Source organism: Haladaptatus caseinilyticus, from assembly GCF_026248685.1.
GTDB classification, from domain to species: domain Archaea; phylum Halobacteriota; class Halobacteria; order Halobacteriales; family Haladaptataceae; genus Haladaptatus; species Haladaptatus caseinilyticus.
Window position 1 is genome coordinate 180,414 of sequence record NZ_CP111041.1, and the last position, 21,996, is coordinate 202,409.

The 21,996-nt window shown below is 50.2% G+C and carries 22 protein-coding genes; 11 read left to right on the plus strand and 11 right to left on the minus strand.

The window, feature by feature from the left end; genetic code table 11:
• The first annotated feature begins 19 nt into the window (after positions 1-19).
• Complete coding sequence (locus tag OOF89_RS20930) at positions 20-199, plus strand: hypothetical protein (RefSeq protein WP_266082616.1); 180 nt, start codon at positions 20-22, stop codon at positions 197-199.
• A gap of 439 nt (positions 200-638) precedes the next feature.
• On the opposite strand, the gene OOF89_RS24675 is transcribed toward OOF89_RS20930, so the two are convergent.
• From OOF89_RS24675 to OOF89_RS20940, 3 genes are all read right to left on the minus strand, one after another.
• A complete protein-coding gene (locus OOF89_RS24675) occupies positions 639-1,046 on the minus strand; it encodes a Zn-ribbon domain-containing OB-fold protein (protein WP_407661672.1) in 408 nt (135 codons plus the stop codon).
• The gene (locus OOF89_RS20935; RefSeq protein ID WP_266082618.1) at positions 1,036-2,199 is read right to left on the minus strand and encodes a thiolase family protein; all 1,164 of its coding nucleotides are present in this window, start codon (positions 2,197-2,199) and stop codon (positions 1,036-1,038) included. The genes OOF89_RS24675 and OOF89_RS20935 overlap by 11 nt, the downstream gene beginning before the upstream one ends.
• A 1,203-nt stretch (positions 2,200-3,402) precedes the next feature.
• Positions 3,403-3,570, minus strand: coding sequence for a DUF1931 domain-containing protein (locus OOF89_RS20940; RefSeq protein WP_266082620.1), 168 nt, complete (start codon positions 3,568-3,570; stop codon positions 3,403-3,405).
• Between the two features lie 241 nt (positions 3,571-3,811).
• Here OOF89_RS20940 and OOF89_RS24680 point away from each other — a divergent pair, with 241 nt between their 5' ends.
• The 4 genes from OOF89_RS24680 to OOF89_RS20955 all read left to right on the plus strand — a co-directional run bounded on the left by OOF89_RS24680 (position 3,812) and on the right by OOF89_RS20955 (position 7,597).
• A complete protein-coding gene (locus OOF89_RS24680) occupies positions 3,812-3,952 on the plus strand; it encodes a thiaminase II/PqqC family protein (protein ID WP_407661673.1) in 141 nt (46 codons plus the stop codon).
• Positions 3,952-5,514 (plus strand): sodium:solute symporter family transporter, encoded by a 1,563-nt coding sequence (locus OOF89_RS20945; RefSeq protein ID WP_266082621.1) that lies wholly within the window; start codon positions 3,952-3,954, stop codon positions 5,512-5,514. Before OOF89_RS24680 ends, OOF89_RS20945 begins: the two co-directional genes overlap by 1 nt.
• 212 nt (positions 5,515-5,726) lie before the next feature.
• Positions 5,727-7,052 (plus strand): divalent metal cation transporter, encoded by a 1,326-nt coding sequence (locus tag OOF89_RS20950; protein ID WP_407661674.1) that lies wholly within the window; start codon positions 5,727-5,729, stop codon positions 7,050-7,052.
• Positions 7,049-7,597: a P-loop NTPase family protein gene (locus OOF89_RS20955; protein WP_266082622.1), complete on the plus strand. Its 549-nt coding sequence runs from the start codon at positions 7,049-7,051 to the stop codon at positions 7,595-7,597. Before OOF89_RS20950 ends, OOF89_RS20955 begins: the two co-directional genes overlap by 4 nt.
• Before the next feature lie 440 nt (positions 7,598-8,037).
• On the opposite strand, the gene OOF89_RS20960 is transcribed toward OOF89_RS20955, so the two are convergent.
• The 3 genes from OOF89_RS20960 to OOF89_RS20970 form a co-directional block, all read right to left on the minus strand.
• Positions 8,038-8,277: a hypothetical protein gene (locus OOF89_RS20960; RefSeq protein ID WP_266082623.1), complete on the minus strand. Its 240-nt coding sequence runs from the start codon at positions 8,275-8,277 to the stop codon at positions 8,038-8,040.
• 631 nt (positions 8,278-8,908) lie between these two features.
• Positions 8,909-9,115, minus strand: coding sequence for a hypothetical protein (locus OOF89_RS20965; protein ID WP_266082625.1), 207 nt, complete (start codon positions 9,113-9,115; stop codon positions 8,909-8,911).
• A 172-nt stretch (positions 9,116-9,287) separates the two neighbouring features.
• Positions 9,288-9,620, minus strand: coding sequence for an FxLYD domain-containing protein (locus OOF89_RS20970; RefSeq protein WP_266082627.1), 333 nt, complete (start codon positions 9,618-9,620; stop codon positions 9,288-9,290).
• A gap of 365 nt (positions 9,621-9,985) precedes the next feature.
• Here OOF89_RS20970 and OOF89_RS20975 point away from each other — a divergent pair, with 365 nt between their 5' ends.
• On the plus strand, positions 9,986-11,035 hold the full coding sequence (locus OOF89_RS20975) for a hypothetical protein (RefSeq protein WP_266082629.1): 1,050 nt from the start codon (positions 9,986-9,988) through the stop codon (positions 11,033-11,035).
• A 318-nt stretch (positions 11,036-11,353) separates the two neighbouring features.
• Positions 11,354-12,229, plus strand: a complete 876-nt coding sequence (locus tag OOF89_RS20980; protein WP_266082631.1) for a glycerophosphodiester phosphodiesterase — start codon at positions 11,354-11,356, stop codon at positions 12,227-12,229.
• A gap of 63 nt (positions 12,230-12,292) precedes the next feature.
• On the opposite strand, the gene OOF89_RS20985 is transcribed toward OOF89_RS20980, so the two are convergent.
• From OOF89_RS20985 to OOF89_RS20995, 3 genes are all read right to left on the minus strand, one after another.
• Complete coding sequence (locus OOF89_RS20985) at positions 12,293-13,792, minus strand: amidase (protein ID WP_266082633.1); 1,500 nt, start codon at positions 13,790-13,792, stop codon at positions 12,293-12,295.
• Positions 13,793-13,973: 181 nt separating this feature from the next.
• The gene (locus OOF89_RS20990) at positions 13,974-14,414 is read right to left on the minus strand and encodes a VOC family protein (protein WP_266082635.1); all 441 of its coding nucleotides are present in this window, start codon (positions 14,412-14,414) and stop codon (positions 13,974-13,976) included.
• Between the two features lie 89 nt (positions 14,415-14,503).
• Positions 14,504-14,728, minus strand: coding sequence for an AbrB/MazE/SpoVT family DNA-binding domain-containing protein (locus OOF89_RS20995; RefSeq protein ID WP_328517210.1), 225 nt, complete (start codon positions 14,726-14,728; stop codon positions 14,504-14,506).
• 203 nt (positions 14,729-14,931) lie between these two features.
• Here OOF89_RS20995 and OOF89_RS21000 point away from each other — a divergent pair, with 203 nt between their 5' ends.
• Together OOF89_RS21000 and psmA are read left to right on the plus strand one after the other, a co-directional pair.
• Positions 14,932-16,203 carry a cation:proton antiporter gene (locus tag OOF89_RS21000; protein ID WP_266082637.1) on the plus strand — a complete coding sequence of 424 codons (1,272 nt, stop codon included), beginning with the start codon at positions 14,932-14,934 and terminating at the stop codon, positions 16,201-16,203.
• 616 nt (positions 16,204-16,819) lie between these two features.
• Positions 16,820-17,554, plus strand: a complete 735-nt coding sequence (gene psmA / locus OOF89_RS21005; protein WP_266082639.1) for an archaeal proteasome endopeptidase complex subunit alpha — start codon at positions 16,820-16,822, stop codon at positions 17,552-17,554.
• 1,023 nt (positions 17,555-18,577) lie between these two features.
• On the opposite strand, the gene OOF89_RS21010 is transcribed toward psmA, so the two are convergent.
• The gene (locus tag OOF89_RS21010; protein ID WP_266082640.1) at positions 18,578-18,745 is read right to left on the minus strand and encodes a DUF1931 domain-containing protein; all 168 of its coding nucleotides are present in this window, start codon (positions 18,743-18,745) and stop codon (positions 18,578-18,580) included.
• Between the two features lie 656 nt (positions 18,746-19,401).
• Between OOF89_RS21010 and OOF89_RS21015 the strand changes: the two genes are divergently transcribed.
• Positions 19,402-20,148, plus strand: coding sequence for a type I 3-dehydroquinate dehydratase (locus tag OOF89_RS21015; protein ID WP_266082642.1), 747 nt, complete (start codon positions 19,402-19,404; stop codon positions 20,146-20,148).
• Positions 20,149-20,239: 91 nt separating this feature from the next.
• Here the strand turns inward: OOF89_RS21015 and OOF89_RS21020 are convergent, their stop codons facing one another.
• A complete protein-coding gene (locus OOF89_RS21020; protein WP_266082644.1) occupies positions 20,240-20,971 on the minus strand; it encodes a type I 3-dehydroquinate dehydratase in 732 nt (243 codons plus the stop codon).
• A gap of 241 nt (positions 20,972-21,212) precedes the next feature.
• Here OOF89_RS21020 and OOF89_RS21025 point away from each other — a divergent pair, with 241 nt between their 5' ends.
• Entirely contained in the window at positions 21,213-21,746 is a 534-nt protein-coding gene (locus OOF89_RS21025; protein ID WP_266082646.1) for an amino acid-binding protein, read from the plus strand.
• The last annotated feature ends 250 nt before the right edge of the window (positions 21,747-21,996 follow it).

Here is a 21,996-nt window from a genome sequence, read left to right on the forward strand (position 1 = left end):
AGATGCGTGTGGAACCATCTTGCCCACCGCTCAGCCGATAAATCCTGGGCAGGGGGCCGGGCGTTCAAAGGAGTCGTCGCGCAGTGTCGCCGCTGACAGTATCGACATCCGATCGATGTCGACGCAGTCGAACATCGACCCCTGCCGCGAAGAACTTGCGGAACGGTGGCATGACGTTGCTGGGTTCGATGCGAACTGAGATCGGATAAAAAACCCGTTACACTATTCGTGCGGGCCGACCGATTACGGCGAGACACGGGCTGAACTCGAAGGATTCCAAGACCTCCTGTCGTGAGACCACTAGCATACTCCACGCCACCGCAACGAAACCAACATCTGGCGTTTCGGCGTGAACTCAGAAACACCCGACAAACTTGCAGGGAAAGCGTAGTGTGAACGCGATGAGGTCGATCGCTACTCATTCTGATCGAAAGGAAGTGGTGAGACTTGGGCAGATATTGATGTCTCAGACCCTGCCGAGTAGACTCGACTCAAAGAGTCCGGCGTGAGCAAGAAATACTCACAGGAACTCGCTCGTCGGACGATGGACACGATGCACGATCTCTCGGAAAGACGTCACTGTGAACGTGGATTCAGACTCGCTGAACAACTTTGCAGAAATTGATTTGCTGAGTCATTTACTTCGGTAGTAGTTTGAAGGTGAGACGAACATTGTCCGAGGAGAGTTTCGGTGTATCAAGACAGACCCGGCGTCCGGCCGCAATTGCTTCAGACTCACACGCGACACGTCCCATGAGTCGTGGACCTTCGTCTAACGTGATGATAGCTGATACGATTGGGGCGTCTGATGCGAATCGCTGGGTTGGGCGGTGAATACTTGTATAACCGTACACCGTTCCAGTGCCTGCAATCGATTTGAATTCCCATTCGTCTGAGTAACAGTCTGGACAGTATCGGCGTGGAGGATGATAGACGTGGTCACATGCCTGACAGTGGGCAATACAAACATCACCGTTAGCTACACGCTGCCAGTATTGGCGTTCGTATTCGGTCGTCGGTGTCGGAATAGGCTTGTTAGTCGGCATGACGTTCACCTCGTTCGAGGATCGCTACTGCTTGCGTTGAGAAGATCCCCCCATTTCCATGGACGAGTGCCGTCGATGCGTCTTCGACTTGCGCCGCTTCGGCACGTCCTTGTAGTTGACGGATTGCTTCGGTAATATGAAAGATCCCACAGGGCATTCCCGGATGTGCTTGGGCGAGCGCCCCGCCATGAGTGTTGAGTGGCCATTTTCCAGTTAATCGAAGAGCACCACTGTCAACGAGGTCACCACCGTTCCCGCGTTCACAGAAGCCGAGGTCTTCGAGGATTCGAAGGACGGTAATCGTAAAACAATCGTATATTTGAAGAACGTCGATATCAGCATGACTGACAGCTGCTTCGGCCATTGCTTGCTGTCCTGCTTTTACCGCTCCCGTTTCTTCGAATGATGGCATCTGGGAGATGTGGTCGTGGGTATGTCGTGCACCGAACCCTTTCAATCGAACTGGTACTTGATCGATCTCGGCGGCATTTTCTTCAGTGGTTACGATGAATGCCGCTCCGCCATCGGAGATAAGAGCGCACTGATCTGCGGTCAATGGAGTTGCAACCATCGGAGCGTCGAGAATCTCATCAGCTGATTTTGCTTCCTGTCGGTGTGCACGTTCCGCCCGTTGTAACGACGCATGCTCATGAGCGATGGCTGCGATTTTGGCGAGTTGTTTCCGTGTCGTCCCAAACGTATCGAGGTGCCAGTTTGCGACATGGGCGTAGAGCGAGGGAACGATGTTCGCGGGTTCCTCGAACTCGCTGACACTGTCGGATAGTTCTTCGATAACTGTTCGTGGTCCGATGTCAGAATGAAGAGCATCTGCAGCGACAATGAGGATCGTTTCGGCCTGTCCATTTTCAATTGCATTGGCCGCTCGGTTGATCGAGTTTACGTGGGATGCACCACCGACGCCGGTGAGTTCTGCAAAATTGAGTGGAGCAATTCCAAGATATTCGATCAGCCGAGGGAGTGGAAACCGCTCTGTTCGAAAGGGTGCAGTCGCAATAAGCCCGTCAATATCGTCTGGTTCGAGATCGACGTCACGCAAGGCTTCCTGTGTCGCCCACATGTTCAGCTCTTCGTATCTATAGTCGAGTGACTCTCCGACGCTCGTTTCACCATACCCGATTAGCACTGGGTTCATTGGTCTCAATCGCATACGATACCGATCCCAAAGAAGGTTAGAGGTAGTCATTGATGCTAGAACGTATTTGAAAGTACCTATCAGCGGTACTGCCATACGAAATAGATACCATATTTCTGATGGAACATGGTGGTACTAATTGGGTTGGTTTCGGTGGACCGTGTCATTTCTTCGAGATGGGGCGTCGCGAATGTGACCCTCTATTACAACGGTATAATCGCCCATACCGAAGATACATTCTACATCCTCTGAGAAGTAGACGTTCAGGAAATCGTCGTAGAAATGGATGCGATCATACAAAGCCGTTGCAATACATCTTTGTCCCGTGTTCCTAATTGGGTTCGAGTCGATCCCTCGTTTAGGACAGAAATTGCACACTCTCCGGAGATCACACAGGAATTATACCCACAAGCCGCAGTCCCGCAGGTGACTTTTCGCCCCCGGAGGGGTGGGACGCAGATTGGGATTGAACTTGAAACCCATTCAGATAACAGCGACAGTGACCAGCTAGCAAACTGTGACTGGTATGGGCATAGTGAACTTCGGTGTTGTCCTTGTGTGCGATTCAGGTGCCGCGACCTCTCTGAGTATAGTGCAAATTAGCTATAAGTGAGTGTGTGTGCTGAACATCTGTGCCAATTTATGCAACTACATGCCGGTTTTTCTCCGTTTATCTCTGGTTAAATGGCTGTGGAATGTATACTATAGTATGATTGAAGAGAGTTGCACAAAGTGTACGACAGACTCACTCCAACAGCAAGCACAGAGCCTGCAGGTAACGTCGCCTGCGAAATATGGTCTCTTGAAAACGTACCTCGGGAATATTCGTGAGGCACTGGAAGTCTGTTCGCGGAACTATCCCTCTACCAAACAACTGAGCGAAAATCTCTCCGATTCTAATCTGACACCGCAAATGGTGGGGAATCTGCTTGCCTTACTCGTGGAATTTGAAATCATTGAGGTATTCAGTGAGCGTAACAATAGCAATCGCTACGATCTCACTCACTACGATCCGAACCGCATGGATACGCTCAGTCAGATTCTTCAACGAGAGGCCACAGGGTCCTAACCAGCGACAAGATTCGACAAAGAAGCCCAAAGCTCGGTGTATGATCTGAATTCGGTCGAAGTAGCGGTCAACTTCTGAAGAAGTGAGTACTGTGAGCGACAAAACAGGGGATGTTACCTTGCGGCGGTGGATCGCTATAAATCGTGCGCCTGGGCGGTTTTGCGATCGTTTTCTTCAGTCCCTCTGGCGGTGTTTTCGATCACTGTCGCAACTTCCTTATCGAATGCATCGTGGGGGTCATTCGACACATTGTGTCCTTCAAGCAATTCCTTCACTGCTGCTTTGACAATCAACTTAGCCATACAAGCATCCAGACGATACAATATGGGTGTGGTCACAGACTGAAGTGGCCGCTGCCTGCAATTCTTCTACCGAATGTGGCCTTCCCGCGGGCAATAATGAATAGACGGTGAGATTCCACCCATGGTGTAGCTCACTATGTTCGTGAACGTACTATCTGTTTACCACTGAGTTATATTGTGTGGTTATATTGGGGTCGAGTGTGTACCCTCGAATATGATCTTTAAAGGCGACCTCGAACCAATGGCCGAATCCGTTTGGGACGCTATCTTGGAGCACCCAATGATCGAAAAGTTCAGGGAAGGAACTTTCAATGAGGAGCTATTCAGGAACTGGATCAGGCAGGATTGCGTCTACTTGGGCGTCGAAGGGGGGGATAAGTAATGGTGAGTTCTGCTGTGGCGCTCGGACTGACGATCGCGACACTCGCAGTTTTCACCGGGATCGGGGTTTGGTTCTCACATGGGAGGGTTAAGTCCGTAGAGGATCTCATCACTGCACGCGATTCAACTGAGCAGGGACAAACGTCGGCCACGCTCATTGCCTCGGTCATGGGTGTCTGGATTCTCCTCTCGGCCCCAGAGGCTGGCGCCCTCTACGGAATCGCTGCTGTGGTGGGCTACGGAGTCGGCGAGGCCATTCCGATGCTCGCGTACTCGAAGCTCGGCCCACGGATTCGAAAGGTGATTCCGGAGGGCCATTCGCTCACCGAATATGCCTACGTGCGGTATGGCGGCATGATGTACGCGTTTGTGATCGCCGTTAGCGTCCTCTATATGTTCGTGTTTCTCGCCGCGGAGTTGACCGGGATCTCGCTGGCGCTCTACCACGTAGCGGGAGTTCCTCAATGGCAGACGGCGTTTCTCGTCGGCGGATTTGTCCTGTTGTACACCGGTTACGGTGGCCTCCGAGCGAGCATTGTCACTGACACGATACAAATGTTATTGATCCTCCCATTGCTCGTCGTGAGCATCGTTACGGTTGTTCTCGTGCTCGGCGGAACCAGCGGCGTTTATGAGGGAATCGTGTCTGCGGACTCTATGCTCCTTGATCCCGGATTCGTTCCAGGGGTCAGGTTCGGCGTTGCGCTGGTTTTCGCGATCCTCGGCTCGGAACTCATCAATCAAACGTGGTGGCAGCGTATTTACGCCGCTAACGGATCCGACACGGTCGAGGGAGGGTTCCGCACCGCGACCGTCGTCAACGGTTTAGTTCTCCTCTTGGCCACGTTCCTCGGCGTTATCGCAGTCGGCAATGCCGATGTTGTCACTCAATTCGGGAGTGAGAATTATAACGCTGGAATCGCCTTTTTCATTTTGCTCGAGAACACCGTCGCAGAATGGGTCGTCCTCGGCGTTCTCCTGCTAGCGCTCGTGTTGGTCATGAGCACAGCCGACACGCTGTTCAATGCGTTGTCGAGCCTCGTGACAGCCGATCTCCCGCGGCTGATCGAAAATCCGGATGACCGAACCCTTCGATTCAGTGCGCGAGCGTTTACCGTACTCATTGCGGTCGCCGCAATCGCGGTGAGTCTTCGCGCTCAGAGTGTCCTTCGCCTCTTTTTCGTTGCCGACCTTCTCGGTGCCGCCGTCGGCTTCCCGCTCGTCTACGGCCTGTTTAGTGGCCGTCTCTCGGGCACTGGAGCCCTCCTGAGTAGTCTCGCCGGACTCGCAGCCGGGAGCGCTTACTTCCCCTTCCCGTTCGGCCTCCACGAGGCATTGGATTCGTTACTCAGAAATGCTCTCCCGGCCGCCGACACGACGTATCTGATTCCCTTCGCCGGCGCGTTTCTCACCTCGACTGGCCTAGCGTTGATTACCGCACGATTCTCGAGCGAAGCGTTCGACTTAGCTCGACTCTCCCACGAGATTCGCAGATTCGATGAACCGACAACCGACGGCGGTTTGACGGTGGACACGGACACTGACGCGGAGGTGAGTGAGTAATGGCAGTCATGAGTTCGATGGCTTTTGCAGTCGTTCTCTGGGGAAGTCTTCTTAGCGTTCTCCTTGTGTTTTGTTACGAAGTGGCCGTGATTACCAGTGAGGTTTGTTAGTTAGAATGGGGGTGAACCGCTTGGTGTGACTCCTCGGGACAATCAACCGGCTTGAGCCGTGAAGTCGGTATGTATTTCATTCTCCGGTAATATCACCAAGGTATGAATGAAATACCGACTGCCGTGACCACCACGGGGGGCGGAGCAGTCCGCGACTACCTCCGTGAAATGGGGCCGTCGTGGGTTGCTGGGGCGATCGCCGCAGGGCCGGCGACGATGGCGAGTCTACTTACTGCGGGTGCACGCTTCAACTATGCTCTGCTTTGGGTCGTGATTCTCTCTGCGGTCGCAGGTGCACTAGCGCAATATCTCGCAATGCGATTAGGACTCCTCACCGAGCGGGGAATCGTGGGCGTCGTCGAGGAATATCTTGGGACGTGGTGGGCCTGGATCCTCGTCATCGATGTGGTGATTGCAGCTGGCGTCGCACAGCTCGTGATCATGAACACCGTCGCTTCAGTCTCGTCGACGATAACGGGAATCGATGCCAGAATATGGGGTGGTATCTGGGCGCTGGTTCTCGCCGTCGGTCTCGCCGGGCAGGGGTATCGTTTCATCGAATTTGTGGCGAAGATCCTCGTTACTGCGGTCGTCCTCGCGTTCGTCGCATCCCTTTCCGTTGTTTCGATCGACCCAGGGAGTGCCGTTCAGGGACTTTCTCCGTCACTTCCCTCCGGCAGTGCAGTTGTGGCCGCGGGTATCCTCGGCGGTGCGGTTCACATCACGCTGATCACGATGCATTCCTACACGATGCACGCTCGCGGGTGGACCGATCATGAGTACGACCTCGCAACCTTCGATATCGTCGCTTCGATGCTCGTCGCGTTTGGTGTTTACAGCGTTGCGATCTTCCTCGTTACTGCCAGTGTGCTCACCGACCCCAATCTGACGACCGTCAGCGCTGCACAGGCTCTTGGCCCGCTTGCCGGATCGAGCGCCAAGTGGCTTTTCCTCCTTGGGCTTGGTGGTGCGGCAGTCTCAACGCTCGGTGGGAACACGATCGTCCCACCGTTTCTCGTTGCTGACAAACTCGGCTGGAATACGACGGTCGAAGACTCGCGGTACCGGACACTCCTCGCCGCATTCGCGCTTCTGTCTGCTCCCGGCGCCTTCATCGGTGGGGAAGTTATCGGCCAGCTCGTGCTCGTCCTTGCGCTTGGTACAGTTGGGACGCCATTCGCCATCGCCATCGTTCTCTACCTTCTGAACTCCAAGGCAGTGCCAGAGTCGAACTCGACACTCGCCAACTGTGGGGGACTCGCCTTACTTCTCGTTTCAGGGGCACTCGCAGTGAACTTTGTTCGCGAACAGATTGCAGGCGGCATCGATTCGTTGTCAGGTATCGTCCTCATGTTCGCCATCATCCTCGGGATCGCGACCATCGTTCTCCTGGGGAAATATGCCCGAGAGGAGGCAGCGATCGTATGACTGATCTTCCGTTCCCACTCTCCGGTTCGACTCTAATCGTCGGCCCTTCTCAGACTGGGAAGACCCGTCTCACTGCCCAAGCGCTCGATGCCTGGATCGAACGGAAGGGTACTGAGGGCGTAGTCGTCTTAGAGTTCGCCCCCGAGGTCGAACGGGACGAATGTATGCTCGGCGGCAGGCTCGATCGCTTCACGACGATTCCTGATCGAGTATGGTACGGTGTCCTCGAGGCGAATGCCCCGCGATCGGAAGGTAAGACTGAAGAGAAAATGGTCGCACTGGCCCAGGATAACGCCAAGCGAGCGAGTCGGATTCTTGACGAGGCTGCAAATCCGCGCGTAGTATTCGTAAATGATGCCACAATACCGTATCAGCACAAATCATTCGACTCCAAACAACTCACTTCCTACTGCAAACGGGCCGAGTGTGTGGTTATGAATGCCTTTGAAAGCGACGAGCTCGGGACGGATGATCCTGTTTCCCGGTACGAACGAGAGGCTGTAGGGTTTATCCAGGCGTGGGTTGACCGAACCATCTCACTATGATGAGTGCTTCTCACACTTCGAGTCGCGCCCTACTCATTCGCCGCTCGAATCAATTCCTTAGCGCTCTATCGATATCGACGGTGTACTTCGATAGCGCCGCTCGGTGCCCAATACTGGTACACATTCTCATCAGCCACTTCCCGAAGGACGTCGTCAACGCACCAGCATCCGAATCACGCAACGGAACAAATGCCGTTCAGTCGTAGTGCGGTTCGTGTTCAGTCAGTGACGGTAAGACAGCAGATTCGATTTATCGAACTGTTTGGTTTTTCGCTTACCACAAAGCATTTAAGGCTGCTAGACATTATCTAACATGTGGCGAGGCCGCTCTGACAAATTCTGGACCTGACGCCATCACTTTTGGTCCAACATTGCCCCGCCACATCCCTCATTACAACGAATGGATACTAGTTCGTGACCGCTGGGTAGTGGAACGCTCGTTACCGCGTAGATTCGTAATCAGTGAGTCGAAGCTTCCCCTCAACTTCATAGAGATGTCCCCTGTTGTTGAGTCGTTCGATGATATCTTCAGCACCCGGTCGCCCAAGATCTTCTCTCTCAGCTACAACAGTATACGCTTGCTCGTAAGTGAATTCTCCCTCGTCCGGCAATGCTGTCGAAAGCGCGTCAAGGGCGTCTTGTGCAAGAGGTGAGAGTGGTGATTCTCCCTGTCCAACCATTGGTACTCATCGATTCGTACACTCACTTCGTAAATCCTTGGAGGAAACGTCCTCTTTCGCTAAGTCGAGTGCCGTGATACACTGGGATAAAGACGGCATGGATGCATGGGTTGGGAAGAGTGCAAGATCCCATGCCGTCTGTTGGGGTACACGGGCTGCATTTGCGACTGGAATATGCGAACTGAAGTCAGTTTCTATCCAATATGGGGTGAAATACAATCAAACTCAAGAGGTGAGGCGGATGTTTTCAGTTAGTATATAATACTAACTACCAATGCCCAATACGATCAAACGCTCCGGCGATGGTCTTGCTCTTTATGTCACAAAACCAGCCTGAGCCGCTGAACTCGTTGAAGAGACCTTAGAGGAGACCACCCGTCGTGCCAATATCCCTGGTTCTGCGTTCGACGGTCTCTTTCTTGTCGTCGACATCGACGGCATCACTGACGAGAACATCGTCGAACTGGCGACGTCAGCCACCCTCGACACCGTCTCGACCCACCCCTCAAACACATCGTCGATGGTGACGACGAGTTGGTTCTCAGCGGGATTGTCGTGGCTCTCGTTGGTAACGTCGACGAGTCCAGGGGTATCGATGTCGAGGGAAGGTGGACTTCAGAAAGGAGCGGTATCACCGGTTACCAGTTGCAACAAGAATAAGGCCGAAGATAACACCGACTGCGACGAACACAGCGCCAGCCATCCCATATAGCTCTGAAACACTATACTGAAACTGCGCACCATATTCTCCGATCGCTGCAGATAACAGGAGTGTGAGTCCCGACCCAGTGAGAACAGTGGCGAGATCAAACCCAATCGGATTGCCGATATCAGGCATAGGCTGAATTGCCAGTGGGATTGGATACAACTGTGGCTTGCGGATACAAGCACCCTATTTAGCAGTAAGAAGAAAACCCGAACACGGTGTGATGAGTTACTAAAAGCGGGTGGACAGTGCTAGGAATAAAGTTCAAACAAATACTCCCGCGACATCCATTACCGGAAAGAGACTACCCTGGAATACCGACCAAGGCGATATCGTAGCTTGCGATCTTACTTGCGGAGGTGAGAAGAACAACCTCAAACTGCCATGTGATCCCCGCACTAAGGTCATTCGTACTATCGAGATACAGTCCAAGCTGCGCACCTGTATCATCGTACACACGGACACGTACTTCGGCATATGAAAGAGAATTTTTACCAGTATTGATGGCGGTACCCTGTACCGTTGGGCCTTTGTAGCTATCTTTGATTACGAACTCGTGAGAGTCGAGTTTGAGTGAATCAACAGAGCTGGCATCCTCATTCGGGTTTTGTTGTACGACGGCTTCTGCTGCTACCATTTCGTTCGCTGTTCGCGGTTTGCCGGTGCTGTTGTTGACTACGGTCCGCGAATACTGGGGATCATCATCCGAGCTGGCACAGCCACTAAGAATAACCGTTGTTCCAATACCGAGAGATGAGAGAAAACATCTCCGAGAGATCTGTTGAGAGCTAATTTTCACCTGTGACTCGCTCCTCTGCTGTGTTTAGAGTCAGTCATCCTACTGCAAATAGAGGAGCGGCATACATTTCAATATGACTTTTCAACAGTAGCGATTACATCTCGTATAGATACACTATCTTCAATACAGGGGAATTATCAACCAAGGTTTATTTGTATGCTCTTTGCCAATGTCCTTTTGTCTCGTCAGTCTATTTCTCCACCATGAGTTCTACTGAAAACGATAGCTCGCCAGAGTCACCCAGCAATGATATTGCACAACGGTCGAAATCCCGAAATCAGGTTCTAGAATGGATATTGATCGAGGGGAACCGACTACTCATCACGGTCGGTGGCTCAGCGATGATTTTCGTGTTATTTCTTCTCCTCTCTCATTACGGTGTGATCGCATTCACGAACGAAAATTCGGTTACACGAATGGCAAGTGGAATGATTGCAGGCACTTTCTCGCTTGTCACTCTCGTTGTTTCAGTAAACCAGCTCATTCTCTCACAAGAGTTCTCTCCTGCTGGCGATTTTCGTGACCGTCTCGATGGGGTACTTGATTTTCGACAAGATGTCGAACAGATGGCTGGTGTACCGGCGACTCCGGCAGCGCCCTCTCAAATTCTTCTGTTACTCGCTACGGCTATTCAACACCGTGCCAATTCTCTTGCTACCGCTTTGGGTGATCATGATGACGAGGAATATCGAGCACGAGCAGTCCAGTTCGCTAATAGCGTTGCTGAAAGCACAGAACAAATTGATAAGTCATTGGACCAGACTGGGGAAACCGCGTTCGATACACTTTCTGTAGCCGTCAATTACGATGATGTATGGCAACTCTATGCAACAAAACATCTCCGTAACGATGCTTCCTCACTGTCGGAAGAAACGGCACAGAATTTTGATGATTTAATCGATCTACTCCAGTTATTCCGTATCGCACAGGAGCATTTCAAGACTGTATATCTGCAACGAGAACTCACTCGGTTCTCACAACTTACCATTTACTGTGGTATCCCAGCAGTACTTGCTGCAGTCCTCATCACGGTACTCTATGGCGACATTGGTGGTGGGACGATTGCCGTCATGTACCTCCCATATGTGACATCATTCCTCGCAACACTCGTATTTGTTCCACTTGTCTTGCTTGCTGCGTATATCCTTCGGACTGCAACACTCACCCGACGATCCGCTGCAATCGGACCGATTCTCCCACAGAAGGATTCAAACGAAGGGCCATTTGAAGTTTCGTACAATGAGAATCAGTAACAGCAATTCAGCACTCACACGCGAAAATCGAATATGACAGTCACAATTTAAGCGACTATACTCAATAACACGGAAATACCTATAACTATACGAGCTTGAATACCATGCAAACACTATGTATTTCCTAAAAAAGGACTTGCAATAAGAAAATAATGATTGTGTGTCTTGGCTTTACTGTTATCTAACAACCAAGCTCTTGCTTACTTAGTAGATACAATAACTTATTAAATAGTGGTGACAATTTAGAACACAATATCTCTATTACGGGTATGAAAATTAATATAAATATTTATTACCGATTAGACTTTGAATTAATTGATGACACGATACTACAGGCGTGTTGTGAACCGAATATCACGACGAAATGTTATTGGAACCATTGGCATGGCACTCGGTGCCTCATTAGTGAGTGGTACGGGGACGGCACGCAAAAAGCAGCACGTCACCCAAAGTGCACGAGATAAGTTCCATATAACGGCACATCGCGGATTCAGAGACGTATTTCCGCAAAATACGATCGCCGCTGTCGAGGGTGCATCACGATTAGGAACGGACCGGATTGAAATCGATGTTGAAGCGACAAGTGATGGAGAAATTGTCGTTTTTCACGATGCGGCCCTTGATACTCTCACGGATAAAGAAGGTCTCGTTGGGGAAACCCCATCTGACGTTGTATTGCAAGCAGAAGTTCTCGAGTCGGGCGAAACGATTCCAACGCTTGCTGAGACACTTGCTGCAACTAGACCGAGTGTCATGATGAATATCGAATTCAAAGATCCAGGACCACTTTCCTGGGAAGAGTTTGCCGAACGGACACTACCCATTGCATCGCGATACCCAGGGCAGTACTATGTGTCCTCGTTCGATCCGGACGCGCTCAGAGCAGTTCGAGATGTAGACCCCAACGTCGATGTGGCGCCGATTTTCGGGAGTAACAAGGACGAAAATCTGGAGATTGCTCGCGAAGTAGACGCCAAAGCAGTAAATCCATCTACCGGAGTTCTTGATCGTGATCTCGTAGAAACCGCTCACAAGGAAGGTCGGGAAGTGAATGTTTGGACGATCGATAGTTGGAGAGAGGCACAAGAACCACTTGAGCTGAACGTAGATGGACTGATCGCAGATTATCCGCATATGGCTACCTTTGCTACGAAGACTACGCATCCCAAATCAATGAGTCGGAAAAATAAATAGTATAATAGTCAATTATTTTTTACAATTTTCGCTGTCCTCCGATGGCTATGTGTTAAAGCGACTTCACTCACTGGAGAGCGGAGGTGTCACGTCAGGAGGCGTGCGTGTATCCGCGACCTGCTCGTAGGCGTACGCCATCTCGACGAGTTCGTGTTCGTGATATGGTTTTCCGAGCAGTTCAATACCAATGGGGAGTCTGTTCTTGGTCAATTCACCGGGAACTGACACTGCTGGACACTGCGTCTGCGCACCTAAGGGCGTATTCGCTGGAAAGTCTGCCGTCGTGTATTTCTCACCTAGTTCTGAGACCAATGGCGGCACCACCTGAACGTTGGGGAAGACGAGCGCGTCAAGATCGTTGGCAGCGAACGTATCTAAGACATCACGACGGAAAGTCTCTTGACCGAGGGTATTTCGCCAAAAGTCAAGTACGTCTTTGGGATCCTCCGTCACTGACGCGATTGCTTCAAAGAGCCCGAGATTTTCGTGGTACGCACCATCCTCGAGGATATCCTGGGTATTCTCGTACGGGATGTTATCGCGCTCTGCGATGAAATCGTTGAGATAGATCGACCCAAAGTAGTCATAGACCTCGGTCTTTGTAATCTGTTCTTCGATATTGGGGACAGAGACAGGATCAACGATTTTAGCTCCGGCCTCTGATAGCGTCTCGATCGCGTTTTCGACAGCCTCGTTCACAGGCGCACCATCGGGGTTGTCGTCGTCACCGAAGAGATCACGAAGCACACCAATTCGCTTGGTTTCTAGACCGTCTTCGTTTAGATAATCAGTGTACGAGCTGACCTCGGACTGTGCTGTTGCGCCCGACCAAGGGTCCTCTGCGTCGTACCCGACGAGTACGTCAAGTAAGTAGGTCATGTCGGTAACGGTCCGAGCCATTGGGCCAGCGGTGTCCTGCCGGGGCACGATCGGTGACAGTCCAGTGCGACTTACGAGGCCAGTCGTAGGACGGATCCCGTAAAGGTTACAATTTGCGGATGGGACGCGAATCGACCCACCGGTGTCCTCGCCGATACCGACTACTCCGAGGTTAGCGGCCACGCTCGCCCCTGTTCCACCGCTCGATCCCCCGGGGTCACGCTCCAGATCATATGGATTTTTTGTCTGTCCCGACGCCGAAGAGAACGTAAAGTAGGCACACGCCCAGTCTGGTAGATTTGTCTTCGCTAGGACCACAGCCCCGGCTTCCTTGATTCGGGAGACGATCGTTGCGTCGGCCTCAGGAATATATTCCGCACAAGCCTCGGAGCCGAATGTTGTTACCACACCTTTCGTCTCAGCCTGATCTTTGACAAGAACAGGAATGCCGTGAAGTGGGCCGACAAAACCGTCCGTTTCCCGTTTCTCGTCAAGTTCGGCTGCACGCTTGGCTGCGTTCTCATTGATGGTGACGATACTATTCAGTTTAGGTCCAGAGTAATCGTATGCTTCAATCCGCTCAATATAGCGTTCGACGAGTTCTTCACTTGTGACTTCACCAGCCTCCATTGCCTCGTGAATTTCATCAACAGTGATTTCCATTAATTTGAACTTACCTGACATGGGGATCCTCCTCAATAGTCATTCCATATGATCATATACCTTCGGCCCAGAGACAAATCATCGCCAGCGTGAATTATGCTATTGTGAGTAAAAGCACTAAATTGAGGTATCTCGGCAGGTTCTTGCATCCCGTTCTCACACCCTCCCTGGCTGATGGTTACGGTGGTGTAACCCGCTAAGCTCAGCTGAGCTCCTCGGCTAACCCGACGATGATGCCTTCGGGTCCGCGCACGTAGCAGAGGCGGTACACGTCTTCATACTGGGCGACGTCGCCCACGAGTTCGGCTCCGTGGGAGCGGAGACGGTCGAGAACTTCGTCGATGTCGTCGACGGCGAACATGATGCGGCGGATCCCCAGGGTGTTCACCGCCGGTTCCTCGGATCCGTTGCGAGTAGCCTTGGGCTTGATAAACTTCGAGAGCTCGACGCGGCCGTGGCCGTCGGGGGTCCGCATAACGGCGATGTCGCTTTGGACGTTTTTGAGCCCCACGACGCGGTTCACCCACTCCCCCTCGACGCGTGTTTCCTCCTCCAACTCCATGCCGAGCTCCGTGAAGAACGCTTTCGCGGTTTCGAGGTCCTCGACCACGATGAGGACGTTGTCCATCCGCTTGATTGCCATAGTCCGAGCAAATTAGGTGATGAGTGGGCAAATAGGCTTTGACGGTGGATGTGGTGCTTGGCTTCGACATCTAGCTTTTCATATTCGGGTTAGTCTCTGTGTGTCTCGGCATCTTCGATGATCGTTTCGAGATCAGCGATGATTTGATCGGGTTTGTCCTCCGGTTCGATGACCGCTTTCCCGTCTTCTTCGTGGATTTCGACTTCGGTGCCAGGTGTAATTCCGAGTCGTCGTCGGACGTTTTGTAGGAGAGCAATTCGTCCCTTTGAGTCTATTTTGCTTATGAACCCACTTACAGTAGGTATGGGACTAATCGTTGTATCTCACGTAGTATTTTTGCCACTTTCACTGAGAAGTACCTGTTAACTGGAGTTAGCTGTACTGATGTGACTGGCTATTTTACATCAATCTCGGGGCTCTGGTATCTTGAGACGGATGGCCGAACAACTACTTTTCCATTGTCGGTCGCAAAGAGCGGCTGCCACATTGGTTTTGATGGAGCGCTGGCTATCAAATAGTGATGGTTGAAACCTATATTGTCGGAGTAGCATTAGCTGGCTTCGTTATCCTTGCTGCTTCGGTTCTGCCAGAGTTGCTCGCCGACCGTGCCGTTTCAGCTCCTCTCTTCTATCTCGTAATCGGAGCTGTAGCGTTCTCGCTCCCACTTGGTCTTCCAAACCCTGATCCAATCGCAAACGGAGTCATTGCTGAGAAGGTCACTGAATTCATCGTGATTGTTTCCTTAATGGGGGCGGGGCTCAAACTGGACCGACCGTTTTCATTTCAAACCTGGTCAACAACGTGGCGATTATTAGCCGTGACGATGCCGCTCACGATCGCTGGCGCGGTGTTTCTTGGGTGGTGGGTACTCGGAATCGTTCCTGCGACCGCCGTTCTCCTCGGGGCCATCGTCGCACCGACAGACCCCGTGCTAGCTTCGGACATCCAGGTTGGACCCCCAGGTGAAGGTGAGAATGTTGCAGATGACCATTACGACGGCCGAGAACACGAACATGAAGTTCGATTTGCTCTCACATCAGAAGCTGGTCTCAATGACGGATTGGCGTTTCCATTTACATACGCCGCCATTCTTATCGCTGGGTCCGGGATTGTCGGTACTGATTGGCTTGGAAAGTGGATGTTGATGTATGTTGGATATAAAATCATCGTGGGGACCCTTCTAGGACTGTTCCTTGGATACGTACTCGCAGAACTACTGTTCCGCTTTTCACCTACTACCCGACTTGCTCGGGCAGTAGAAGGTGTTGAAGCACTTGGTGGGACCCTGTTGGTGTACGGTGTGACGGAGTTTTTCCAAGGATATGGTTTCATCGCGGTCTTTGTTGCTGCGTTAATGATCAGACACCAGGAACGATCCCATGAATACAACCAAGCCCTTCATGATTTTTCAGAAGTGACGGAGCGGTTGGCAATGGCTCTCCTGCTCGTTCTTTTCGGCGGGACACTTGTCACTGGGCTCCTCGATCCACTCTCATGGGAAATGATCATCGTTGGATTAGTCATCATCTTCATCCTGCGACCAGTCACAGGAGCGGTGGGCCTCGTTGGAGCATCAATCGAGAGCGACGAGCGTGCTACTATCGCGTTCTTCGGTATTCGCGGTGTCGGATCGTTCTACTATCTGTCGTATGGATTGAATGAAGCACAATTCCCGGCCTCACGACTTCTATGGGCTCTTATAGGATTTATTGTCCTGGTTTCCATTATCGTTCATGGAATCACTGCCACACCAGTCATGAAAGCGCTTTCAACCCGAGGGAACGCATAAATGACGGATAGCTCTGATGAGCCTTCGTCGAGAGGTTGATGTTATTTTGGTCAGATCACGAGATCACTGTCTGCTATCGTCATTGTATTCGAGAGTGAACCGCCTCGGGGTTTGACCCCCGAGGCACTCGGTCTGCGCCGTCCGTAGAGGCCGATGAACTTACACGTCTTCAGCAACCAAACCGCTATAACTCACTCCTTTTGCAACGAGTTGTAAAGTGGATTTGGTTTAGTCCAGTTAACTGTCTTCCACGGCTCAGCACAAGCCTATCACTGATAGCGAACTGATGAGACGATCTGCAAAAACCAGAAATGAATGTGGAAGGAGAATGCGTCTCCCTGTAGTATATCGCCGAGTTACTCCGGAAATATGGTGTAGTAATGGACCGTTTGAATGACTTGTACTGGTTGTTCACTTCGGATTAGGTCATTGGATCTGCCGTCCGATCGTCCGACGATCGGGTAACAGGAACCTCACAACGGTGGCACGACGGACAGTCAAGAATATGGGGGAAACCATGTCATTTTTTGTCACGTCTCTCGCCAAGTCAACAAAACTCCTTTACAAAGCCCACCCCAATGGGTCACAACGAGAGCCGAGCGCTCTATACAACACTATGCAAGGACAAAACCAACAGCAGGCATACGATCGAGGCACGTCAATATTCTCCCCGGACGGCCGACTCTACCAGGTCGAATACGCTCGCGAAGCGGTCAAACGAGGCAGTGCTTGTCTCGGCATCCGGACGACTGATGGTGTAGTGCTCGCAGCTGAAATCAACATCCGATCATCGCTGATGGAATCATCGTCAGTCGAAAAGCTCCACAAGGTCGACACACACATTGGAGTTGCATCTGCGGGCCATGCTGCTGACGCCCGCCAATTGGTCGACAAAGCACGTCAGCATGCACAAGTTGAGCAATGGCGTTATGATGAGCCAGTCGGTGTCGATGCGCTCACCACCGCAGTTTGTGATGATATTCAAGAATATACGCAGAAAGGTGGCACACGGCCATTTGGAGTCGGGCTTCTTCTTGGTGGCATCGACAAAGGTGAACCGCGACTCTTCGAAGTTACGCCGGCAGGAACAACGTCCGAATGGAGGGCAACTGCAATCGGTTCGAAGAGTGATGACCTGCAAGCCACTCTCGAAGAACAGTATGAGGCCGATCTATCGCTTGATGGTGGCGTTCGGGTAGTTCTTCGAGCGCTCGAAAGCGTGAAAGATGATGAGCTCTCAGCAAATGACGTCAGTGTTGCAACCATCGATACTGAATCAGAGTACTACGAGATGGTAAATGAGGAAACAGTTGCAGAACACCTTCGTGATCTTTCGACATCCACTGAGTAAATCCAGGTAGTGAACCATTCTGGAGGTCCAACCGTCTCTCACGACTTCCCCCAGGGGTTTCAGATACCCTGTAGGGGATGACGCTGAAGACCTGTTCTGGTTAGTATTTCATACTAATCAAAGCATTCTCTTAACTCAAAGCAAAGGCGACAGTACTGACTCATGCAGAAAGTACCGGCCTGCGAAATCTTCCTCGTATATAAACACGACCGAGTTCCCTCGAGCAGTGGATACAAGAAAGGCGGATACCGCTTCTTTCAGTGTAGGTCCACAGACAAACTCTTGTGTCGTCTGTTCAACTTGCGTCGGATCTTTACTCTCTTTCTTCGTCTAGCATTGATTCCCAATACGGTGCCACGAGGAGGAAAAGAATGCCCAGACCACAGACTGCTGCTATCATCTTTAACAGGTGATCTATGCCATAGCTGTTTCTAATCAGAAAATAGATTTGAAAAGAGAGGAGAGAAGCGATAACCATGAGCCATCGACGTATCGACTGTAACGTTCCTTCTGAAGACATAGTTATCACTCGAAAGTAACCTTTATAATGGTGTTGGATAGGCAGTCTTTGCCTTTGTTGATAGACGACCATTAGACCCATGCGTATGAGTCCACGGGTCGAAGCTTTCGCTCCCTCGTAGTAGCGTTTCAATTGGTTAGTATAGCTCTCCTCAATCCACAATTCGCTTTGGGAGATGAAACATGTCCCTCGTTTCGTCCTAAAACTTGCCACAGCAGTCCAATGTAAGCGTCATGTAAAAAATGTTTAGTGCGTAAATGTATACAAGGTCATCGAATCGTTCGTATCCCACATGTCAAGCGAAATCGCGGACGGACTTGGATGACTAAGATGGTCGGCGTATAACGTTCTGGGTCGTCTCCTTAAAATCGATGAGATTCGCAAGAAGAAGCCCGAATCTCGGTGTGCAATATAGATTCGGCCGGAGTAGCGGTACGCTACTGAGAAGTGTATTCCGTGTAGTGAGAAAAAACAGGTTACTGCTACAGTGAAGCGATGAGCAGCTACAAATCGCGCGCTTGGACGGTTTTGCGATCGTTTTCTTCAGCTCGCCGGGCGGCGTTGTCGAGGACTTCTGCGACTTCCTCGTCGAGTGCATCGTAGAAGTCACCCGCCACATTTTGGCCTTCGAGCTGTTCTTTCACTGCCGCTTTGACAATCAAATCTGCCATACAAGCATCCAAACGGTATAATACTACAAAAAGTCAGCGGTAAAATAGTCGGCAGAGGACTACTAAGTTAGAGAGATGGTCGAAGGTGTTAACATTCGATCGAAGTAATACCGTTCTCTGTAATGGTGATTCCATTTCGATTCCCGACGCTGATAAGCACCAATCGTTGAGGCGGCCTTGAGTGGGGTACCAAGCACTGATAAAACACCTACTGCACATCAGCTTGTTGACGCGGTTTCAATAGTCGGTCTCGAATCTGATCAGGTAATTGCAGACTCAGTCCGGCGGTTTCTCCGACGTGAGAGTGGTGGGAATTGCAAAACCATAGCCGTCTTCTAGTCTTACGATGGCGAAAACTCACCCACGTTGTCACACGGGAAATCGGCATCCCGACCGATACTTGGCTAATCGGTTGGTTCTGAGGGCCAAAACGCACACTGCTCAAACGCTTCAGATCGGCAAGGACCCATGCGACAAACACCATGTCATCTTCTTACTGAACACTACAATACTTGTATTCATCAACTCCATCCATGACTGAGAGTAAATATGAACTGAAATTCGGATGAACATCTGGCTATGTTAATATTGATTTGGTCATGCTAGTACAGTCGAAATCGAATCTTTTTATGATGCCAGCCACGTAGCATGCCAACATGGAACCAGATCAGTTCGCCCTCGCTGCGACTACGAATGATCTCCAGCGAGAAACACAGGTAAGAGAGGTAGCGGATGTGGTCGAGTTTAGAATGGACAAGGCGAAAAATCCTCTTTCTCAACTTGCTGAGTACGATGGAGAACTACCGATAATCGCAACGAATAGAGCCCAATGGTTCGGGGGAAAAGCGAGTGATTCAGGACGACTCGACCATCTATTTACTGCGTCCGAATTTGAGGCTGTCGAGATGGTTGATATAGAATTAGAAACAGCTCGGGGGTCCAGTTGGGTTCTTGAGGAGTTTGAAAAGGGGGATGTAGAGATTATAATCTCGTTCCATGAGTTCGAGGAAACTCCTGATCTAAATGTTCTCAAGGCCATTTTTGAAGCCTGTGGGCAATATGGCGATATTGCAAAAGTCGCAGCTTACGCAAATAACCACACTGATTCACTGAATATGCTTAGGGCTGTCAGTTCAGTCTCCGAAAATGGGCTACGTGCTACGGGAATCTCGATGGGGACGATTGGTAGTCACACCCGTGCGATTGCACCGCTGTATGGAGCAAAAATTGGATATGCTCCATTAAAATCTGATGAAAGTGAATACGCACCAGGTCAAATTCCTATTTATAAACTCAGATCTATGATTGATACACTGAGATCATCTAGCAATAGTTTATACACAAACATAGAATCCGATGTAAATTCGTATGCGAGAAAAAAAGTAGTGGAGAATAGTAAATAGCCTACAAGAAACGATAGTACAAATCCTCTATTTGCTCTGAGATTTTTATAAATACAGAGAGCCACCTTGAAATCCGGCCACACTATTTATTTCACTCATTGAATTCAGTAATAAGAGGGTTAGTAATCAAATCAGAAAGCGAAGTGGTGGTATCAGAATATTCAATATCACTTATAAGATTGGACAACTCCTTAATAGCAAATGAATGTTGAGAATTGTCATTTTTGGACTGGGATAAAGGTGCAAAGGCTAACTTTGAACCATAAAATGGCGCAATAGCGCGCGTATGACGCCCTATCTTGCCAGTTGCAACGCCTCCTGTGATAATTCCTTGGTCTGTCGCCTCATTAATTACTGAGAGAAGAGTTGAGGTGTCATTTGTGGTCTTTGCTGCAGTTTGTATGTAAACAACATCCCCAAAGTTTGTCGCACCATCGATAATTGACATTAGATCAGACTTGACTGGTGTACTGTTATTATTTATATATGATATTATAACATCCACATCAGCGGATTCAAGACATTTGAATAAACGAACTTCTTTCTGGATACTGTCTAGGTCAATGGAAATTGCTTCAACGGTATCGTGTTCTACTACCGCTTGAAGAGAGTCGATGTTCGAGTCGGAAAACGAAGTATTATTGCTCTTATCGGAGTGAGCTATAATAACAACCGGCAGTTCACCAGAGTATCGTTCTATTTGATTAACAATGTTTTCACTGCTCCACATTTGAATTGCAATCGCATCAGCATAGGGTCGGACCGTTGGCTCGTCGGATAATTCATCTAATTCGGCGATGAGGACGAGATCATCGTAATCCATGTTAAAGAGCATCACCTCGGATAGTATAAAACATTCTGTCTCGATAAGGGGTCAATAGAAAATCAATGTAAGTCCATTTTGGGAAATGTTGGAGATACACATCGAAGTTTATCTGGATTAGTTAGTTGGTCTGAGGAGCTCTAAAAGTTGGTACAAAAGATGCGACATCGATTGCATTTATATATTCGGAAGCCCCTGATTAGAGCTATGAATAGACAGCAGGAATTGGTGATTGTTATAGATGACTGACATTCAAACTGAAGTTCAAACATACACAATTCGACTTGAGTTAATTGATGACCCAGGTGAGCTATTACGTGCTCTGGAACCGATAGCGAATAATGGTGGAAATCTGCTCTCGGTATTCCACGAACGTGGAAACATTACACCCCGAGGTCATATTCCGATCGAAGTAGATCTGGAGGCGACTGCTGAACGCTACGACGCAATTATAGATTCACTACGCGACGTTGGGATCAAAGTTGTACAAGCAGGAACAGAGCGATATAGTACATCTGTCACGGTTATTTTATCCGGCCATTTAGTTGATACAGACCTCTCGGATACGCTTACTCAGATTCGGGAGAAAAGCAACACATCGGTAACAGAACTTTCTCTTTCCGCACCGAAGGGTACGAAGGACATCTCAAGCGCTCGATTGCAACTTGCAACTGCAAGCGGAGAAATCGAAGAAACCATGGAAGTGGTTCGGACAGTCGCTGCGGATAAAGATCTGCGTGTCATCGAACCCTTGTCTTTAGACAGTGAGATTTAGATGCAACTGGGTAACTATGAGCAGGTACTATAGGTCGAGCGCTGACAAGCTTAGCTATCGAATATGGCCCCTACTGTAACTGCACTGGTGGATTCAAAAAGTGCCATTGTCAATAGTAGTGGTGTAGATTCCGAATCAGCTTTCAAACGTAAGACTAGAGGGAACTATCGGCGACCTCGAGGTCGAGGAAGCTGTGGAAGGATCTATAAGGCTCTAATCGAGGTAATACCCACTACAGTCCGTAATGCAG

Excerpts from the sequence above, each read along its gene's own strand:
- OOF89_RS24675 (WP_407661672.1), bottom strand. The coding sequence starts at position 1,046 with ATGCCGACTAACAAGCCTATTCCGACACCGACGACCGAATACGAACGC.
- OOF89_RS20935 (WP_266082618.1), bottom strand. The coding sequence starts at position 2,199 with ATGAACCCAGTGCTAATCGGGTATGGTGAAACGAGCGTCGGAGAGTCA.
- OOF89_RS20940 (WP_266082620.1), bottom strand. The coding sequence starts at position 3,570 with ATGGCTAAGTTGATTGTCAAAGCAGCAGTGAAGGAATTGCTTGAAGGA.
- OOF89_RS24680 (WP_407661673.1), top strand. The coding sequence starts at position 3,812 with ATGGCCGAATCCGTTTGGGACGCTATCTTGGAGCACCCAATGATCGAA.
- OOF89_RS20945 (WP_266082621.1), top strand. The coding sequence starts at position 3,952 with ATGGTGAGTTCTGCTGTGGCGCTCGGACTGACGATCGCGACACTCGCA.
- OOF89_RS20950 (WP_407661674.1), top strand. The coding sequence starts at position 5,727 with ATGAATGAAATACCGACTGCCGTGACCACCACGGGGGGCGGAGCAGTC.
- OOF89_RS20955 (WP_266082622.1), top strand. The coding sequence starts at position 7,049 with ATGACTGATCTTCCGTTCCCACTCTCCGGTTCGACTCTAATCGTCGGC.
- OOF89_RS20960 (WP_266082623.1), bottom strand. The coding sequence starts at position 8,277 with ATGGTTGGACAGGGAGAATCACCACTCTCACCTCTTGCACAAGACGCC.
- OOF89_RS20965 (WP_266082625.1), bottom strand. The coding sequence starts at position 9,115 with ATGCCTGATATCGGCAATCCGATTGGGTTTGATCTCGCCACTGTTCTC.
- OOF89_RS20970 (WP_266082627.1), bottom strand. The coding sequence starts at position 9,620 with ATGGTAGCAGCAGAAGCCGTCGTACAACAAAACCCGAATGAGGATGCC.
- OOF89_RS20975 (WP_266082629.1), top strand. The coding sequence starts at position 9,986 with ATGAGTTCTACTGAAAACGATAGCTCGCCAGAGTCACCCAGCAATGAT.
- OOF89_RS20980 (WP_266082631.1), top strand. The coding sequence starts at position 11,354 with ATGACACGATACTACAGGCGTGTTGTGAACCGAATATCACGACGAAAT.
- OOF89_RS20985 (WP_266082633.1), bottom strand. The coding sequence starts at position 13,792 with ATGTCAGGTAAGTTCAAATTAATGGAAATCACTGTTGATGAAATTCAC.
- OOF89_RS20990 (WP_266082635.1), bottom strand. The coding sequence starts at position 14,414 with ATGGCAATCAAGCGGATGGACAACGTCCTCATCGTGGTCGAGGACCTC.
- psmA (WP_266082639.1), top strand. The coding sequence starts at position 16,820 with ATGCAAGGACAAAACCAACAGCAGGCATACGATCGAGGCACGTCAATA.
- OOF89_RS21010 (WP_266082640.1), bottom strand. The coding sequence starts at position 18,745 with ATGGCAGATTTGATTGTCAAAGCGGCAGTGAAAGAACAGCTCGAAGGC.
- OOF89_RS21015 (WP_266082642.1), top strand. The coding sequence starts at position 19,402 with ATGGAACCAGATCAGTTCGCCCTCGCTGCGACTACGAATGATCTCCAG.
- OOF89_RS21020 (WP_266082644.1), bottom strand. The coding sequence starts at position 20,971 with ATGGATTACGATGATCTCGTCCTCATCGCCGAATTAGATGAATTATCC.
- OOF89_RS21025 (WP_266082646.1), top strand. The coding sequence starts at position 21,213 with ATGACTGACATTCAAACTGAAGTTCAAACATACACAATTCGACTTGAG.